Annotated in this window: 18 protein-coding genes; 10 read left to right on the top strand and 8 right to left on the bottom strand. The window is 61.0% G+C overall.

Going from position 1 to position 15,755, the window contains the following annotated elements; translation table 11 throughout:
- Window positions 1-66: 66 nt before the first annotated feature.
- The gene (locus tag AOA62_RS27535; protein WP_099550278.1) at window positions 67-813 is read right to left on the bottom strand and encodes a LytTR family DNA-binding domain-containing protein; all 747 of its coding nucleotides are present in this window, start codon (window positions 811-813) and stop codon (window positions 67-69) included.
- A gap of 504 nt (window positions 814-1,317) precedes the next feature.
- Between AOA62_RS27535 and argH the strand changes: the two genes are divergently transcribed.
- Window positions 1,318-2,712, top strand: a complete 1,395-nt coding sequence (gene argH / locus AOA62_RS27530; protein WP_099550277.1) for an argininosuccinate lyase — start codon at window positions 1,318-1,320, stop codon at window positions 2,710-2,712.
- Window positions 2,713-2,812: 100 nt separating this feature from the next.
- On the opposite strand, the gene AOA62_RS27525 is transcribed toward argH, so the two are convergent.
- The gene (locus AOA62_RS27525) at window positions 2,813-3,472 is read right to left on the bottom strand and encodes a glutathione S-transferase family protein (protein ID WP_099550276.1); all 660 of its coding nucleotides are present in this window, start codon (window positions 3,470-3,472) and stop codon (window positions 2,813-2,815) included.
- 126 nt (window positions 3,473-3,598) lie between these two features.
- Here AOA62_RS27525 and AOA62_RS27520 point away from each other — a divergent pair, with 126 nt between their 5' ends.
- From AOA62_RS27520 to AOA62_RS27510, 3 genes are all read left to right on the top strand, one after another.
- Window positions 3,599-3,883: a hypothetical protein gene (locus AOA62_RS27520; protein WP_017135000.1), complete on the top strand. Its 285-nt coding sequence runs from the start codon at window positions 3,599-3,601 to the stop codon at window positions 3,881-3,883.
- 95 nt (window positions 3,884-3,978) lie between these two features.
- Complete coding sequence (locus AOA62_RS27515) at window positions 3,979-4,233, top strand: TIGR02647 family protein (protein ID WP_010207442.1); 255 nt, start codon at window positions 3,979-3,981, stop codon at window positions 4,231-4,233.
- Between the two features lie 171 nt (window positions 4,234-4,404).
- Window positions 4,405-7,245: a class I adenylate cyclase gene (locus tag AOA62_RS27510; RefSeq protein ID WP_099550275.1), complete on the top strand. Its 2,841-nt coding sequence runs from the start codon at window positions 4,405-4,407 to the stop codon at window positions 7,243-7,245.
- Here AOA62_RS27510 and rnk read toward each other — a convergent pair.
- The 3 genes from rnk to cyaY form a co-directional block, all read right to left on the bottom strand.
- Window positions 7,242-7,652, bottom strand: a complete 411-nt coding sequence (gene rnk / locus AOA62_RS27505) for a nucleoside diphosphate kinase regulator (RefSeq protein WP_017134998.1) — start codon at window positions 7,650-7,652, stop codon at window positions 7,242-7,244. The two genes, AOA62_RS27510 and rnk, sit on opposite strands and share 4 nt — an antisense overlap.
- A 131-nt stretch (window positions 7,653-7,783) precedes the next feature.
- Complete coding sequence (locus AOA62_RS27500) at window positions 7,784-8,002, bottom strand: DUF1289 domain-containing protein (protein WP_056860802.1); 219 nt, start codon at window positions 8,000-8,002, stop codon at window positions 7,784-7,786.
- A 2-nt stretch (window positions 8,003-8,004) separates the two neighbouring features.
- Window positions 8,005-8,337, bottom strand: coding sequence for an iron donor protein CyaY (gene cyaY, locus AOA62_RS27495; RefSeq protein WP_099550435.1), 333 nt, complete (start codon window positions 8,335-8,337; stop codon window positions 8,005-8,007).
- A 239-nt stretch (window positions 8,338-8,576) separates the two neighbouring features.
- Here cyaY and AOA62_RS27490 point away from each other — a divergent pair, with 239 nt between their 5' ends.
- Genes AOA62_RS27490 through AOA62_RS27465 form a run of 6 tightly spaced genes read left to right on the top strand, consistent with a single transcriptional unit; the run spans window position 8,577 to window position 13,165 of the window.
- The gene (locus tag AOA62_RS27490; RefSeq protein ID WP_017134995.1) at window positions 8,577-8,744 is read left to right on the top strand and encodes a lipoprotein; all 168 of its coding nucleotides are present in this window, start codon (window positions 8,577-8,579) and stop codon (window positions 8,742-8,744) included.
- Window positions 8,745-8,753: 9 nt separating this feature from the next.
- On the top strand, window positions 8,754-10,001 hold the full coding sequence (gene lysA / locus AOA62_RS27485; protein WP_017134994.1) for a diaminopimelate decarboxylase: 1,248 nt from the start codon (window positions 8,754-8,756) through the stop codon (window positions 9,999-10,001).
- A gap of 3 nt (window positions 10,002-10,004) precedes the next feature.
- On the top strand, window positions 10,005-10,835 hold the full coding sequence (gene dapF / locus AOA62_RS27480; RefSeq protein ID WP_017134993.1) for a diaminopimelate epimerase: 831 nt from the start codon (window positions 10,005-10,007) through the stop codon (window positions 10,833-10,835).
- A 13-nt stretch (window positions 10,836-10,848) separates the two neighbouring features.
- On the top strand, window positions 10,849-11,565 hold the full coding sequence (locus AOA62_RS27475; protein ID WP_056860805.1) for a DUF484 family protein: 717 nt from the start codon (window positions 10,849-10,851) through the stop codon (window positions 11,563-11,565).
- Between the two features lie 2 nt (window positions 11,566-11,567).
- A complete protein-coding gene (gene xerC / locus AOA62_RS27470; RefSeq protein ID WP_017134991.1) occupies window positions 11,568-12,467 on the top strand; it encodes a tyrosine recombinase XerC in 900 nt (299 codons plus the stop codon).
- Window positions 12,464-13,165 carry an HAD family hydrolase gene (locus AOA62_RS27465; RefSeq protein WP_099550274.1) on the top strand — a complete coding sequence of 234 codons (702 nt, stop codon included), beginning with the start codon at window positions 12,464-12,466 and terminating at the stop codon, window positions 13,163-13,165. Before xerC ends, AOA62_RS27465 begins: the two co-directional genes overlap by 4 nt.
- Window positions 13,166-13,333: 168 nt before the next feature.
- On the opposite strand, the gene sutA is transcribed toward AOA62_RS27465, so the two are convergent.
- The 3 genes from sutA to AOA62_RS27450 all read right to left on the bottom strand — a co-directional run bounded on the left by sutA (window position 13,334) and on the right by AOA62_RS27450 (window position 15,737).
- Complete coding sequence (sutA, locus tag AOA62_RS27460; protein WP_017135899.1) at window positions 13,334-13,660, bottom strand: transcriptional regulator SutA; 327 nt, start codon at window positions 13,658-13,660, stop codon at window positions 13,334-13,336.
- Between the two features lie 101 nt (window positions 13,661-13,761).
- A complete protein-coding gene (locus AOA62_RS27455) occupies window positions 13,762-14,187 on the bottom strand; it encodes a secondary thiamine-phosphate synthase enzyme YjbQ (RefSeq protein ID WP_099550273.1) in 426 nt (141 codons plus the stop codon).
- A 209-nt stretch (window positions 14,188-14,396) separates the two neighbouring features.
- Window positions 14,397-15,737 carry an ammonium transporter gene (locus tag AOA62_RS27450; RefSeq protein ID WP_017135897.1) on the bottom strand — a complete coding sequence of 447 codons (1,341 nt, stop codon included), beginning with the start codon at window positions 15,735-15,737 and terminating at the stop codon, window positions 14,397-14,399.
- Window positions 15,738-15,755 lie beyond the last annotated feature (18 nt).

Here is a 15,755-nt window from a genome sequence, read left to right as displayed (position 1 = left end):
GTGCGGGGCCTCCCTGGCCACGTCGCACCGGGATATCGGAATGCAGGCCTCGCTACAGCCCTTGGGCTAAAGCTGCTGCATCATCTTGCGCACGCCGGCGACATGACGTCGGCTGACGATCAAGGCATCACCGTTAAGCCCTTTAAGGAACAACTGAAAGTGCCCCAAAGGCGTGCGCTGCAAGCGTTCTATTCGCTCGCGCGCCACCAGTGCGTTGCGGTGGATGCGCACGAAGCGGTCGCCAAACTCATCTTCAAGGGCCTTGAGCGGCTCGTCGAGCAACACTTCGCCGGTCTCGTGACGCAGGGTCACGTACTTGTGATCGGCAATAAAGTAGACCACCTGGTCCAACGGGATCAGTTCGATGCCCTTGCGGGTCCGCGCGCTGATATGGCTGCGCGGCCCATTGCCACTTTGGGCGGCCGGCTGGGTCAGCGCAGCGAGTTGCACGCGGTTTGGTCGCTCGGCCTTCTTAAGGGCCTTGAGCAATGCTTCACTCGCCACCGGCTTGACGATGAAGCTGACACCGCTGGCTTCCAGGGTCTCGGTGGAAAACTCTTCTTGAGCGGCACACAGCACCACGGCAGGTGGCGATTCTCGCTCACTCAAACGGGCGGCGACTTGCAGGCCATCAAGGCCCGGCAAGCGGATATCGAGCAACACCACGTCCGGCTTGAGGCTGTCGATCAGCGTCAACGCCTCTTCGCCGTTGGTGGCGCTCGGTTCAAGGACTGTATAACCCTCGAGTTCACTGACCAAACGGCTCAGTCGCTCGCGGGCTTGGGGTTCGTCATCAACGATCAGGACATTCATATTGCGCTGGATTCCTGCGTGAGTCTCGCACAAGGATAGCGTAGACAGGTGCGGTGACTTGCGTCACAGCGATCCACGCTAAGACTAGCGCGAGCGGCAAAAAGTGCCCCGGCAGCGGCACCCAAATTTACCCGGACCTGTTCAATTGCGCCCAAGACCTGCTGCCTTTGGGCATCGTCGTAGGGTTTGCTGATACACAATCCGAATACCCCCCTTTTTTAATGGATAGTCTGGGCTATGACCGCATCACCCGACTTTGGTGCATTCACGCTCTATCAGTGCAACTGTAGACGCTCGCTGAGACGATATTGCTCAATCGTCAAATATCGTTTCAATTAACGCCTGCCCCCAGTCTCGTCCCGGATGCGTTCGGCGGCAAGGCACTTAGCCATCCTTGGCGCAAATAAAAATGCCGATCACCCGTAGCATCGCCTCAACGGGCAACCCTGTTATTATCGGCGGCACACCTCCACGCCTCTTTTTAAGCAGATCACGAGCGAATCCATGAGCACCGACAAGACCAACCAGTCCTGGGGCGGCCGCTTCAGTGAACCCGTCGACGCCTTCGTCGCGCGCTTCACCGCCTCCGTCACCTTCGACCAGCGCCTGTACCGCCACGACATCATGGGCTCGATCGCCCACGCCACGATGCTGGCCAAGGTCGGCGTGCTGACCGACGCCGAGCGCGACAGCATCATCGACGGCCTGACCACCATCCGCGGTGAGATCGAAGCCGGCACGTTCGACTGGCGCGTCGACCTGGAAGACGTGCACATGAATATCGAGGCGCGCCTCACCGACCGCATCGGTGTGACCGGCAAGAAACTGCACACCGGTCGCAGCCGTAACGACCAGGTGGCCACCGATATCCGCCTGTGGTTGCGTGACGAGATCGACCTGATCCTGGCCGAAATCACCCGCCTGCAAAAAGGTCTGCTGGAGCAGGCCGAGCGTGAGTCGGGCACCATCATGCCCGGTTTCACCCACTTGCAAACCGCGCAGCCTGTGACCTTCGGCCACCACTTGCTGGCCTGGTTCGAAATGCTCAGCCGCGACTACGAGCGCCTGGTGGACTGCCGCAAGCGCGCCAACCGCATGCCGTTGGGCAGCGCGGCATTGGCCGGCACCACTTACCCGATCGACCGCGAATACACCGCGCAGCTGTTGGGTTTCGACGCCGTGGGCGGCAACTCCCTGGACGGCGTGTCGGACCGCGACTTCGCCATCGAATTCTGCGCCGCCGCCAGCATTGCGATGATGCACCTGTCGCGCTTCTCCGAAGAGCTGGTGCTGTGGACCAGTGCGCAATTCCAGTTCATCGACCTGCCGGACCGCTTTTGCACCGGCAGCTCGATCATGCCGCAAAAGAAAAACCCCGATGTACCGGAGTTGGTGCGCGGCAAGAGCGGCCGTGTGTTCGGCGCGCTGATGGGCCTGCTGACCTTGATGAAAGGCCAACCCCTGGCCTACAACAAGGACAATCAGGAAGACAAAGAGCCGCTGTTCGACGCTGCCGACACCCTGCGCGATTCGTTGCGTGCGTTTGCAGACATGATCCCGGCGATCAAGCCCAAGCACGCGATCATGCGTGAAGCGGCATTGCGCGGTTTCTCCACTGCCACCGACCTGGCGGACTACCTGGTGCGCCGTGGCCTGCCATTTCGTGACTGCCACGAAATCGTCGGTCATGCTGTGAAGTACGGCGTGGACACCGGCAAGGACCTGGCGGAAATGAGCCTGGAAGAACTGCGCCAGTTCAGCGACCAGATCGAGCAGGACGTGTTCGCCGTGCTGACCCTTGAAGGCTCGGTGAATGCCCGTAACCACGTGGGCGGCACTGCGCCGGCGCAGGTCAAGGCAGCCGTTGTGCGCGGCCAGGCACTGCTCGCCAACCGCTAAAAGCATCGCAGGCAAGCCAGCTCCCACACTTGAATGGGTTCACAATTCAAAATGTGGGAGCTGGCTTGCCTGCGATAGCGTCATCCCTGCCGCCAAATATCTACTTCTTGGCCGCAATCATCGCCATAAACGCCGGCATCGCTGCCTCCCTGTCCGCCGCCACCCTCTTGGCGTTGGGCATCTCATGCAAGCGCTCCAGCAAGGCCTTGGCCTTCGGCAACTGCGCCAGCAAATCCAGGCCAAACAGCTTCTCGCCCACCGCGCAGGCGAGGTTCACGCTGTACATGAAATACAGATCGGCAATCGTGAAGCTCTCACCCGCCACATACGGCGCGAACTTGCCGTGCCGGCCCAAAGAACCAACCCCCAGCAACAACTCAGCCTTGGTTTTGTCCTTGATCGCATCCGGCACCGGCATACCAAAGAACGCCTCGGCAAAACACGCGCGGGCGGGCAACTCGATATACAGCTCGATCTCCCGGCACAACGCCAGCACCTGGGCGCGCTGATACGGGTCGGCGGGTAGCAATGACGGGCCTTCCTGGGTTTGCTCGATGTACTCGAGGATCACGCTGGTTTCGTTGATAAAGCCTTGCTTGACGCCCAGCACCGGCACCTTGCCACGCGGGCTGACGGCCAGGGCTTCAGGGGTTTGGCCTGCGTAAAACGGCACTTCTTCGAACGGCAGGCCTTTCTCCAGCAGCGCCAGTTTGACCATGTTGTAGTAGTTGCTGACCGAAAATCCGTAAAGCTTGAGCATTGCGAATGCCTCCAGGCCGGGTGTGGGGTTGGCTGCAAGAGTTATAGATCCATGCAGGCCGCCTGACCAGCAGCATCAGTTGCCTGAATGGCGGTAGACTGGCGCCCTTTCCTTGAGGAGCCTGCCATGAGCGAGCCGACCGATATCGACAGCGACGAAGAAGAGTTCACCGAAAATACACTGATCGAAGCGATCGAAAATCAAATCGAAAGCGACAACCCGCCTGCCGCCAAGGCTACGTTCAACAAACTGACCCTGGTGGGTTATGAGCGTGAAGAGATCCTGAATCTCATGGCTCACGTGCTGGCTTTCGAGATCGACGCGATGCTGGACGAGGATCGCGCATTCAATACCGAATGGTACGAAACAGCCCTGCGGGCGCTGCCTGAGTTGCCGCCGGAAAAGGAATAATCCGGGCACGCAGCAACACGCTGGACAGTTCGGCAAAGTGCGTTCACCTTATGGCCTGCTAGCCTCTAATAAATTTTAGAAAGTCTGGAGTCCTTATGTCGTATACCCCTGAGTTGGTTGCCGAACTGGAAATCCTTGTACTCTTCCCCTTGGACAGCACCAAGGAAGGTCTGAAAGTCCACCAGACCGCCGCGCCTACTGCCATCGCCGCTGCCAAACGCCTTCATGCCAAAGGCCTGATCGACCAGCCGGATGGGGGCTACCTGACCAGCCTCGGCCGCGACGCTGCCGAGCAAGCGCAAACCCTGCTGACTATCCTGACTACCGCCACTACCAAAGAAGCTGCCTGACACCTTACTGTCGCCCATGGGGTCCGCCTGCTGCGGATTCCGAGGGCGTTGCTGTGGGCCGCACAAAATTCTGACGCCAAAAAGCCACATATCATCTAAACCTCCTACGCTTCTGGCTGTAAACTCCTACACGGCCGCCCACGTCGGGCTCTGCGAGCCAACGACCCAGAAATGACCCGCACCCATGAAATCCGCCCCGACTTGGACGAAGGCATCGACCGCAAGGTGCTGGCCCAGTTGCGTGCGCGCTTCATGGCCCTCAATGCAGGCCGCATGGCCCGCGCCGTCGAAGGGCTGACGCCGCGCCAACAAAGCGTGCTGACCCTGCTGCCGTTGTTTTTCCACGTCAACCACCCGCTGTTGCCCGGCTACGTCTCGAGCAGCACGCCGGCAGGCTTGTCGAATTTCGAACCCGACGCCCAGGCCCTCACCGAAGCCCAGCGCCTGACCCGCTCGTTCTCCTATAAGCCGCGCCATGGCAACCCGCCGCGGCCGATCCATGGCCTGTTCCTGATGGGCAGCCTCGGCACCCTGGCCCAGGCGGACCAGAGCGACATGGACGTGTGGGTCTGCCACGCTCCGGACCTTGGCGAGAACGAACTGGCCGAGCTGCGCAAAAAGTGCCAGTTGCTGGAAGCCTGGGCCTTGACCATGGGCGCCGAGGCGCATTTCTTCCTGATCGAGCCGACGCGCTTTGTTTCAGGCGAGCGCGATACGCAACTGAGCTCTGACGATTGCGGCACCACCCAGCATTACCTGTTGTTGGATGAGTTCTACCGCACCGCCATCTGGCTCGCCGGGCGCACGCCCATCTGGTGGCTGGTGCCGGTCTATGAAGAAACCCGTTACGCCGAGTTCACCCACGCGCTGATCTCCAAACGTTTTATCCGCGCCGATGAAACCCTCGACCTCGGCCACCTGGCGCACATCCCGCCGGGCGAATTTATCGGCGCGGGGTTGTGGCAACTGTTCAAGGGCATCGAGTCGCCTTACAAATCGGTGCTCAAGCTGCTGCTGACCGAGGTGTACGCCAGCGAACACCCGAACGTGCACTGCCTGAGCCTGCGCTTCAAACGTGCGGTGTTTGCCAACCAGATGGACCTGGATGAGCTGGACCCGTACATCGTGGTCTACCGTCGCATCGAGGAATACCTCAGGGCGCGCAATGAACCCGATCGCCTGGAGCTGGTACGCCGCGCGCTGTACCTGAAGGTCAATCGCAAGCTCAGCGCCGGCCAACGCAGCACCAGCTGGCAGCGGCTGTTGCTGGAACGCCTGGCCCATGAATGGGGTTGGGACCAGCGCCAACTGGCCTTGCTGGACAGCCGCAGCCAGTGGAAAGTGCGCCAGGTGGCTTCCGAGCGCCGCGCATTGGTCAGCGAACTCAATTACAGCTACCGCTTTCTCACCCAGTTCGCTCGCACCGAGCAGACCGTCAGCCTGATCAACAAGCGCGACCTCAATGTGCTGGGTCGGCGCCTGTATGCCGCGTTTGAGCGTAAAGCCGGCAAGGTCGAGTTCATCAACCCCGGCATCGCCCCGGACCTGGCCGAAGACACCCTGACCCTGGTGCAATCGCCCAACCGCAAAGAGCCCGGCCAGCACCACTGGGGCTTGTACAACGGCAACCTCACGGCGCTGGAATGGGAGCACTTCGCGCCGATCAAGCGCAGCCGCGACCTGTTGGAAATGCTCACCTGGTGCCATCGCAACGGCGTGATCGACAGCAGCACGCGCCTGGCCTTGCACCCAGGCGTCAGCGACATGACGGAATTCGAGCTGTTCAACCTGCTGGGCTGCCTGCAACAGACCATCGCCCTGCCCCTGGCCAGCGTTGATGAAGACCGCCTGTTGCGCTCGGCGGTACCGGAAGAGGTGCTGTTGCTGATCAACGTCGGCGTCGACCCGCTCAAGCATCACCGCGACTTGAATATCCTGATGACCACCGAGCGCACTGACTCCCTGAGTTACGCCGGTGTGCGCGACAACCTGGTGCTGACCCTGGATCAGGTCACGCTCAACAGTTGGAACGAGGTATTGGTCAGCCGCTACGACGGCCCCCATGCACTGCTCGACTGCCTGCGCGACTACCTCAACCAACTGCCGCCGAACCACCTGCCACGCCTGCGGGTGCGCTGCTTCTGCCACAACCGTGCGCAATTCATTGCCCAGCGGGTGGAAGAAATTTTCGACACCGTGCAGAACCTGCTGCTGAGCCAGTCCAATCACCGCTACCTCCTGCAGGTGCAGCAGCACTATCACGTGATGGAACTGACGCCGGGCCAGGCCACTCACGTGCCACTGCTGACCCAGGATGCGCTGATCGCCTACCTCAGCGAAGAACTGGCCAGCTACAGCCCGCTGCACCTGGACGCCATGGCGCTGGAAGACCACGACCTGGCCCTGCTGCTGCCCATGGGCGTGGCTGATTGTGTGCAGGTGTTCTACCGGGTCAATGAAGGCTTCGCCGAGCTGTATGTGCTGGATGAGTTCAATGCGCTGTGGCAGCAACGCTTGCCGTTTCATGATGAGCAAAGCCTGCTGGCGCCACTGCAGCGCTTCCTGCAGTCGATCATCTATCGCCGCGAAGCGCTGGCACCGCTGGACACGCAACAGCCGCTGGGTGAAGTGCAGATTTTGTATTACCAACTGTTGCCGTCAGGCAGCCACCGCGCCCGCGGCATCGAGCCTCGGCCGGTGCCGCAAAACCCGGCCAACAAGCCGTTTTATGACGTGCAGGCGATTATCGGCAAGGCCGCACCCGGCCAGGTCGGCATCACGCTGTATTGCAATCAACGGGAGTTTTCGGAGTTGGAGTTCGGCGACCAACTGTTTGCCGTGGTCGCCCAGGAAATCGTCGGGCAACGCCGGGAGACCGAGCTTTACCGCTGCTACATCACCGACCTGGACCTGTCCGGCCTGCTCGGTGATGTGCAAAGCCCGAGCAACTTGTATCTGCGTTACAAGGCCGAGCTGGAGTTGTCGCTGAATGCGGCGCTGAGCCAGATTTAGAGAGGGAAGGCGCCGCCATCTTTGGGCTGGCCTTCGACGCTGAGCAATTCAAGCTTGAGGGTTTTGCCGCCCGGCGCCGGCCAGTCGATGTGCTGGCCCACTTGCAGGCCAAGCAAGGCGCTGCCTACCGGAGCCATGATCGAAATTTTGCCTTCATCGGCGTTCGCGTGCTTCGGGTACACCAGGGTCAGGTGGTAGTCCTTGCCGCTGCCTTGCTCACGGCAATGCACGCTGGAGTTCATGGTCACGACACCCGCAGGCACTTCATCGTGGCCAACCACGTCTTCGGCGCGGTCGAGTTCGGCTTGCAACGCTTCGGCGCCGGGAGAGTCGTCGCCCAAGCGGTCGATCAATTGCTCCAGACGCTGCACGTCAAGACGGGTAAGAATGATGGAAGGTGCGGTCATGATTCAGGCAGACTCCTTTTTTCTGCACAAAAAAGCAAAACCCCGCCAGGAAAAGGCGGGGTTCTCACGGGCCTCGATGAGTTGAGGCGTACCCGGACACTACCACAGCGTCACAAATAAACAAGACGGCCTCAGGCGCGCGCCCTGCGCTGTTCGGCCTCGGCGCAGATCACTCGACGCCGGGCATCGTCGGCGGAGCGCCATTCGCGGATGTCTTCCACGTGCCGGTAGCAGCCAAGGCAGACTTTTTGCTCGTCCAGGCGACACAAACTGATACAAGGTGACGGCACTGCCGGGCTGACATTGCTGAACAGCGGCTTGGGTGGGCGTACAGGTGCAGGCTGGGTCACGATCAGATCTCGTCGAAGTCCAGCTCAGCGCCGGCTTGTTCCTGGACCAGGCGTGCGAGCATTTCGCTTAACAGCTCATCGCTGGTATCGCACTGCCAGTTTTTGTCTTCTTCGTTGTAGTCGAAGTGAAAACCACCCGAACGCGCCGCCAGCCATAGCTGACGCAGCGGCTCCTGACGGCTGAAGATCAGTTGGGTGCCGTTTTCAAACTTAACGGTCAGCACGCCAGCCGAGTTCTCCAGGTCCACATCCAGGCCGCTGTCGTCGAAAATATCTTCCAGCGCCTGCTGGGTCGAATCCACCAGGTCGTGAAAACGGGCTTCGGTCAAACTCATTGTGGGAACCTCGAAAAGTGTCTGGTCACGCTCAAGCGGCGCACGATACGGACGCGCCATGATGATTGCAAAGGATACCGATTTCATTACCCGCAGCCGCGTGAAATATCCTCATTTAGCGTAGGCCGAATCGCGACATGCTCGGCAAACCCCCGCCGGACGGGTATTACGGCGCATAGGCAAGCTGCCGGGTGGTCGGTATACTCGGGCGCAATTAATGCATATTCAAGGATTTCGCCATGAAGCGCCTGATCTCTTCCCTTGCTGCGCTCGTCGCGGTCGCTTGCCTCGTTAGTGCCTGTGGTCAAAAAGGCCCGCTGTACCTGCCCGATGACAGCAAAGACCCGAACGACCAGGCACAGTCGTCGCAGAAAGCTGCGAAAGCGCATAAGCACGACACTTACTAAGGGAACATCATGGACGCTTTTAACTACCGGGACGGCGAGCTGTTCGCGGAAGGCGTGGCGCTGTCCGCGATTGCCGAGCAGTTTGGCACCCCGACCTATGTGTACTCGCGTGCGCACATCGAAGCCCAATACCGCTCGTTCACCGACCCACTGGAAGGCGTTCCACACAGGGTGTGCTACGCGGTCAAGGCCAACTCCAACCTGGGTGTACTGAATGTCCTGGCGCGTCTTGGCGCTGGTTTTGACATCGTTTCCCGTGGCGAGCTGGAACGTGTTCTGGCTGCCGGCGGCAAGGCTGACAAGATCGTCTTCTCGGGCGTCGGCAAAAGCCGCGAAGACATGCGCCGCGCGCTCGAAGTGGGCGTGCATTGCTTCAACGTCGAATCCACCGACGAGCTGGAGCGCCTGCAAGTGGTCGCCGCCGAGATGGGCGTTCGCGCGCCGATCTCCCTGCGCGTCAACCCGGACGTCGATGCCGGCACGCACCCGTATATCTCCACCGGTCTCAAAGAGAACAAGTTCGGCATCGCCATTGCCGACGCCGAAGACGTGTACATCCGTGCCGCACAGCTGCCGAACCTGGAAGTGCTGGGTGTCGACTGCCATATCGGCTCGCAACTGACCACCCTGCCTCCGTTCCTGGACGCCCTTGATCGCCTGCTGGCGCTGACCGATCGCCTTGGCGAGTGCGGCATCTACCTGCAACACATCGACCTCGGTGGTGGTGTGGGTGTGCGTTATCGCGATGAAGAGCCGCCGCTGATCGCCGATTACATCAAGGCTGTGCGTGAGCGCACCGAAGGCCTCGGCCTGACCCTGATGTTCGAGCCGGGCCGTTATATCGTTGCCAACGCCAGCGTGCTGCTGACCCAGGTCGAGTACCTCAAGCACACAGAGCACAAGGATTTCGCCATTGTCGATGCAGCAATGAACGACCTGATTCGCCCGGCGCTGTACCAGGCGTGGATGGACGTCACTGCCGTAACCCCGCGCGAGGGCGAAGGCCGCGCCTACGATATCGTCGGCCCGATCTGCGAAACCGGCGACTTCCTGGCCAAGGATCGTCAGCTTGCGCTGGAGGAAGGCGACCTGCTGGCCGTGCATTCGGCCGGTGCCTACGGGTTTGTCATGAGTTCCAACTACAACACCCGCGGCCGTGCCGCCGAGGTGCTGGTGGACGGTGATCAAGCGTTTGAAGTGCGTCGCCGCGAGACGGTAGCCGAGTTGTTTGCTGGCGAAAGCCTGCTGCCGGAGTAAGCCATGCTGCTGCGTTTTACCAAGATGCACGGGCTGGGTAATGATTTCATGGTCCTGGACCTGGTCAGCCAGCACGCGCACATCCTGCCTAAGCACGCCAAACAGTGGGGCGACCGGCACACCGGCATCGGTTTCGACCAGTTGCTGATCGTCGAGGCGCCGAGCAACCCGGAGGTGGATTTCCGTTACCGGATCTTCAACTCCGACGGCTCCGAAGTGGAACAGTGCGGCAACGGTGCGCGCTGCTTTGCGCGCTTTGTGCTGGACAAACGCCTGACTGCCAAGCGCCAGATTCGTGTCGAGACCAAAAGCGGCGTAATCGAGCTGGACATTCGCAGCGACGGCCAGATCAGCGTCAACATGGGCGCGCCACGCCTGGTGCCAGCGGATATTCCGTTTCAGGCCACCGAGCAGGCCGCCAGTTACGCGCTGGATGTAGAAGGCAAAATCGTCGACATCGCTGCCGTCTCCATGGGCAACCCCCATGCCGTACTGCGGGTCAACGACATCAACAACGCCCCGGTGCATGAGCTGGGGCCGAAGATCGAGCATCACCCGCGCTTTCCGGCACGGGTCAATGTGGGCTTTTTGCAGGTGATCGACCGTACCCGTGCGCAACTGCGTGTATGGGAACGCGGCGCCGGCGAAACCCAGGCGTGCGGCACCGGTGCTTGCGCCGCAGCCGTCGCCGCGATCAGCCAGGGGTGGATGGATTCGCCCCTATTGATCGACCTGCCGGGTGGGCGTTTGTCCATCGAGTGGGCAGGGCCTGGCCACCCGGTGATGATGACCGGGCCGGCCTCGCGTGTATACGAAGGACAGGTCCGTCTATGAGTGAGCCAAGCTAATGACCGATAAGCCTCAAGTACCCGCCCAAGCAACCCCAAGCGAAAGTCTGGAGGCCGCTGCTGTCGCGGCGTACCTTGAGGCTAATCCGGACTTCTTCGTCGAACACGAAGAACTGCTGCCCGCCCTGCGCATCCCCCACCAGCGTGGCGATACCGTGTCGCTGGTGGAGCGGCAGATGAAGATCCTGCGCGAGCGCAATATCGAAATGCGCCATCGGCTTTCACACCTGATGGATGTGGCCCGCGACAACGACCGCTTGTTCGACAAGACCCGCCGCCTGATACTGACCCTGATGGACGCCAACAGCCTGGAAGAAACGGTCATCGCCGTGGAAGACAGCCTGCGCCAAGACTTTCAGGTGCCGTTTGTCAGCCTGATTTTGTTCAGCGACAACCCGATGCCGGTGGGCCGCTGGGTCAGCGGCAGCGACGCGCAAACCGCAATCGGCGGCCTGCTCTCGGAAGGCAAGACCATCAGCGGCACCTTGCGTGAACACGAGCTGGATTTCCTGTTTGGCGCCGAACAGCGCAAGCAGATCGGCTCCACCGCCGTAGTCGCCCTCAGCCATCAAGGCTTGCACGGCGTGCTGGCGATTGCCAGCCGTGACCCTGCGCACTACAAAAGCTCGGTGGGCACGCTGTTCTTGACCTACATCGCCGAAGTGCTGGGCCGCGTCTTGCCCCGCCACACCACCACCCTGCGCGCGGTGCGCTAGCCATGGAACGGCAACTGGACGCTTATTGCGCTCACCTGCGCAACGAGCGCCAGGTGTCGCCTCACACCCTGGAAGCCTATCGACGGGACCTGAACAAGGTCCTGGCGTACTGCGAAAAACAACAGATCACCAGCTGGAAGGCGCTGGATATCCAGAGCCTGCGCAGCCTGATCGCGCGCCTGCACCAGGCGGGCCAGTCTTCGCGCAGCCTGTCGCGCCTGCTCTCAGCGGTACGCGGCCTCTATCACTACCTCAACCGTGAAGGCCTGTGCGACCACGACCCGGCCAACGGCCTGTCGCCGCCCAAGGGCGAACGGCGCCTGCCCAAGACCCTCGACACCGACCGCGCCCTGCAACTGCTGGACGGCGCCGTTGAGGATGACTTCCTGGCCCATCGTGACCAGGCGATTCTTGAGCTGTTTTATTCCTCGGGCCTGCGTTTGTCGGAGCTGACCGGCCTGAACCTGGATCAGTTGGACCTGGCGGACGGCCTGGTACAAGTGCTCGGCAAGGGCAGCAAGACCCGTGTGCTGCCGGTGGGCAGGAAGGCCCGCGAAGCCTTGCAGCTGTGGTTGCCGCTGCGCCTGTTGACCAACCCGGCCGACGATGCGGTGTTTGTCAGCCAGCAAGGCCGACGCCTGGGGCCACGGGCGATTCAGGTGCGGGTCAAGGCGGCCGGCGAGCGCGAACTGGGGCAAAACCTGCACCCTCACATGCTGCGACATTCTTTTGCCAGCCATATGCTGGAGTCGTCCCAGGACCTGCGCGCCGTGCAGGAGCTGCTCGGCCACTCCGATATCAAGACCACGCAGATCTATACCCACCTCGACTTCCAGCACCTGGCGACGGTATACGACAGCGCCCATCCACGGGCCAAACGCATCAAGGGCGGCGACTCATGAGTATCAAGCTGATCACCTTCGACCTGGACGACACGCTCTGGGACAACGTACCCGTCATCATCAACGCCGAGGCGTCGATGCGCGAATGGCTGGCACTTAACGCCTCCAAGGTTGGCGACTTGCCTCTGGAACATTTCGCCAGCCTTCGCCAGCAGGTGTTGGAGCGCCATCCAGAGCTTAAATATCGCATCAGCATCCTGCGTCACAAGGTCCTGATGCACGCGTTTGAAGAGGCGGGTTACCCACAGCCTGAGGCCACGCAGATGGCGGATGTGTGCTACGAGGCGTTTATTCACGCCCGTCACCAGCTCACGCCGTTCCCGGAAGCGGAGCCCATGCTAAAGGCGCTGCGCCAGCACTTCCTGCTGGGCGTGATCACCAACGGCAATGCCGATGTGCAACGCGTGGGGCTGGCGGATTACTTCCACTTTGCCCTGCGCGCCGAGGATATCGGCATTGCCAAGCCGGATGCGCGGCTGTTTCAGGAAGCCTTGCAGCGCGGTGGCGTGGATGCAAGTCAGGCCGTGCATATTGGCGATCACCCTGGCGATGACATCGCCGGTGCGCAGCAGGCCGGGCTTCGCGCGGTGTGGTTCAACCCGACGGGCAAGGCGTGGGAAGCGGATAAGCAGCCGGATGCAGAGATTCGTAGCCTGACAGAGTTGCCGGGGCTGCTGCGCAGCTGGCAGTCACGCTGAAGATTCAAAGTGGGAGCTGGCTTGCCTGCGATAGCGGTCTGTCTGACCCACCGCTATCGCAGGCAAGCCAGCTCCCACAGGGCTATGCAATGAATTTTAAGAATTTGTTTCAGGCATGAAAAAGCCCGCAGCGACGGCGGGCTTTTTCTTACAAGCAGTCTGCTGACCTCAGATAGGTCGGCTGCCGTACTTGTTATCCGGCTTCTTCGGTGGGTCTGCCACCACGTTGGCCTCGACTTCCTGCACTTTGCCGCCTTTAGCGAGGAATTCTTCCATCGCACGGGCCAGCGCATCGCGCTCTTTGTTCTTGGCTTCAACGCTCGGCAGTTCGTCTACCGAGACAGCGGCCTTGGCTTTGCCTTTGGCTGCCGGGGCGGGTGCATCATCGCCACCGTCGTCGTCAGCAACGTCTTCAGCTGCCGCTTCAAGGCCTTCTTCAGCCTCGTCGTCGTCGCCTACTTCAAGGTCGTCGTTTTCCAGATCATCGTCGCTCATGTTCTACCTCATGACTTGCGAAAAGCAGATTAGTTATAGCCCAGCTTCACCCTCTGTCGAGGTCGCCGGAAAAAAACCACATCCACTGGATAACCAGTGGCTTATGCCCCATCACCGTGCAAGGTGGCGAGGACTTTACGAGCACCGCCATGATCACGGTGCTCGCCCAGATAAACACCTTGCCAAGTCCCTATCGCCAAGCGGCCGGCCTTGACCGGCAAACTCAACTGGCAGCCCAGCAGACTGGCCTTGAAGTGCGCCGGCAGATCATCCGGACCTTCGTCGTTGTGTTCGAACCCTGCACGCCCTTGCGGCACCAGCGAGTTGAAAAAACGCTCGAAGTCACGGCGAACCGCCGGGTCGGCATTCTCGTTGATGGTCAACGAGGCCGAGGTGTGCTGCAGCCACAAATGCAACAGGCCTACTCGGCAAGCCTTTAACTCAGGCATGCCGGCAAGCAACTCATCCGTTACCAGGTGAAAGCCCCGGGGCTTGGCCCGCAGGGTAATCAGGGTCTGTTGCCACATACAGTTCTCCGCCCATCGGCGCGCATTCTAGCGCGGTCTGGGAAAAAACAAAGTGTCGAATACGCCTACATGCATGTAAGACTTTCGCATCCTCAAAAGTGCCGTGTGGATCCCATCACAAACTCGGCAAAAAACCCATCCGCCTTTAGCCACAGACAAACACCAGACAAAAAAATGCCCGGCAAGCCGGGCATCTTTTTTTCGCGTACTTACAAGTTGTAGCCGCGTTCGTTGTGTTGCGCCAGATCGAGGCCCACCGCCTCTTCTTCGTCGGTCACCCGCAGGCCCATCACCATGTCCAGCACCTTGAGGATGATGAAAGTCACGATGGCCGTGTAGATCACGGTGAAGCCCACGCCTTTGCACTGGATCCAGACTTGCGCCGCGATGTCAGTGGTGGCCGCGTTGAAGCCGCCCAGCGAAGGCGCTGCGAACACGCCGGTGAGGATCGCGCCGAGGATACCGCCGATACCGTGCACACCGAAGGCGTCCAGGGAGTCGTCGTAGCCCAGTTTGCGTTTCAGGGTGGTGGCGCAGAAGAAGCACACCACGCCCGCTGCCAGGCCGATGACCAGAGCGCCCATCGGGCCAACAGTGCCGGCAGCCGGAGTGATTGCAACCAGGCCGGCGACTACGCCCGAGGCAATGCCCAGTGCGCTTGGCTTACCGTGGGTGACCCACTCGGCGAACATCCAGCCCAGCGCCGCAGCAGCGGTAGCGATCTGAGTGACCAGCATCGCCATACCGGCAGTACCGTTGGCCGCCGCAGCAGAGCCTGCGTTGAAGCCGAACCAGCCAACCCACAGCATGGCTGCACCGACCAGGGTGTAACCCAGGTTATGCGGTGCCATCGGGGTGGTCGGGAAGCCTTTACGCTTGCCAAGTACCAGGCACGCCACCAGGCCGGCCACACCGGCGTTGATGTGCACCACGGTGCCGCCGGCGAAATCCAGCACGCCCCAGTCGCCCAGCAACGAGCCCGGACCGCCCCACACCATGTGGGCAATCGGCGCATAGACCAGGGTGAACCAGACGCCCATGAAGATCAGCATCGCGGAGAACTTCATACGCTCGGCGAATGCACCGACGATCAGCGCAGGGGTAATGATGGCAAAGGTCATCTGGAAGGTGACAAACACCGCCTCAGGGAACAGCGCCGCAGGGCCGGTGATGCTCGCCGGGGTTACACCCGACAGGAACAGTTTGGACAGGCCGCCCACGAACGAGTTGAGGTTGACGACGCCTGCTTCCATACCGGTGGTGTCGAACGCCATGCTGTAGCCGTAAACGAACCACAGGATGGTGATCAGGCCGGTGATGGCGAAGCACTGCATCATCACGGAAAGAATGTTTTTGGAGCGCACCATGCCGCCGTAGAACAGCGCCAGGCCCGGAATGGTCATGAACAGTACCAGCGCGGTGGATGTGAGCATCCACGCCGTGTCGCCGGAATTGAGGACTGGAGCAGGGGCTGGGTCCGCCGCCAATGCCAGGGCCGGCATTACGAGGGACAACAGGGCTCCTAGCCCCGCGAATTTACGCAGAGTCATATTGTTTTCTCCTGGGGC

Origin of the sequence: Pseudomonas sp. 2995-3 (assembly GCF_002742565.1) — a bacterium.
Classification (GTDB): Bacteria; Pseudomonadota; Gammaproteobacteria; order Pseudomonadales; family Pseudomonadaceae; genus Aquipseudomonas; species Aquipseudomonas edaphica.
This window is presented reverse-complemented; position numbering and strand designations above follow the sequence as displayed.

Bases quoted from the DNA above. Each gene is read 5' to 3' on its own strand.
- AOA62_RS27535 (WP_099550278.1), bottom strand. From the start codon at position 813: ATGAATGTCCTGATCGTTGATGACGAACCCCAAGCCCGCGAGCGACTG.
- argH (WP_099550277.1), top strand. From the start codon at position 1,318: ATGAGCACCGACAAGACCAACCAGTCCTGGGGCGGCCGCTTCAGTGAA.
- AOA62_RS27525 (WP_099550276.1), bottom strand. From the start codon at position 3,472: ATGCTCAAGCTTTACGGATTTTCGGTCAGCAACTACTACAACATGGTC.
- AOA62_RS27520 (WP_017135000.1), top strand. From the start codon at position 3,599: ATGAGCGAGCCGACCGATATCGACAGCGACGAAGAAGAGTTCACCGAA.
- AOA62_RS27515 (WP_010207442.1), top strand. From the start codon at position 3,979: ATGTCGTATACCCCTGAGTTGGTTGCCGAACTGGAAATCCTTGTACTC.
- AOA62_RS27510 (WP_099550275.1), top strand. From the start codon at position 4,405: ATGACCCGCACCCATGAAATCCGCCCCGACTTGGACGAAGGCATCGAC.
- rnk (WP_017134998.1), bottom strand. From the start codon at position 7,652: ATGACCGCACCTTCCATCATTCTTACCCGTCTTGACGTGCAGCGTCTG.
- cyaY (WP_099550435.1), bottom strand. From the start codon at position 8,337: ATGAGTTTGACCGAAGCCCGTTTTCACGACCTGGTGGATTCGACCCAG.
- AOA62_RS27490 (WP_017134995.1), top strand. From the start codon at position 8,577: ATGAAGCGCCTGATCTCTTCCCTTGCTGCGCTCGTCGCGGTCGCTTGC.
- lysA (WP_017134994.1), top strand. From the start codon at position 8,754: ATGGACGCTTTTAACTACCGGGACGGCGAGCTGTTCGCGGAAGGCGTG.
- dapF (WP_017134993.1), top strand. From the start codon at position 10,005: ATGCTGCTGCGTTTTACCAAGATGCACGGGCTGGGTAATGATTTCATG.
- AOA62_RS27475 (WP_056860805.1), top strand. From the start codon at position 10,849: ATGACCGATAAGCCTCAAGTACCCGCCCAAGCAACCCCAAGCGAAAGT.
- xerC (WP_017134991.1), top strand. From the start codon at position 11,568: ATGGAACGGCAACTGGACGCTTATTGCGCTCACCTGCGCAACGAGCGC.
- AOA62_RS27465 (WP_099550274.1), top strand. From the start codon at position 12,464: ATGAGTATCAAGCTGATCACCTTCGACCTGGACGACACGCTCTGGGAC.
- sutA (WP_017135899.1), bottom strand. From the start codon at position 13,660: ATGAGCGACGATGATCTGGAAAACGACGACCTTGAAGTAGGCGACGAC.
- AOA62_RS27455 (WP_099550273.1), bottom strand. From the start codon at position 14,187: ATGTGGCAACAGACCCTGATTACCCTGCGGGCCAAGCCCCGGGGCTTT.
- AOA62_RS27450 (WP_017135897.1), bottom strand. From the start codon at position 15,737: ATGACTCTGCGTAAATTCGCGGGGCTAGGAGCCCTGTTGTCCCTCGTA.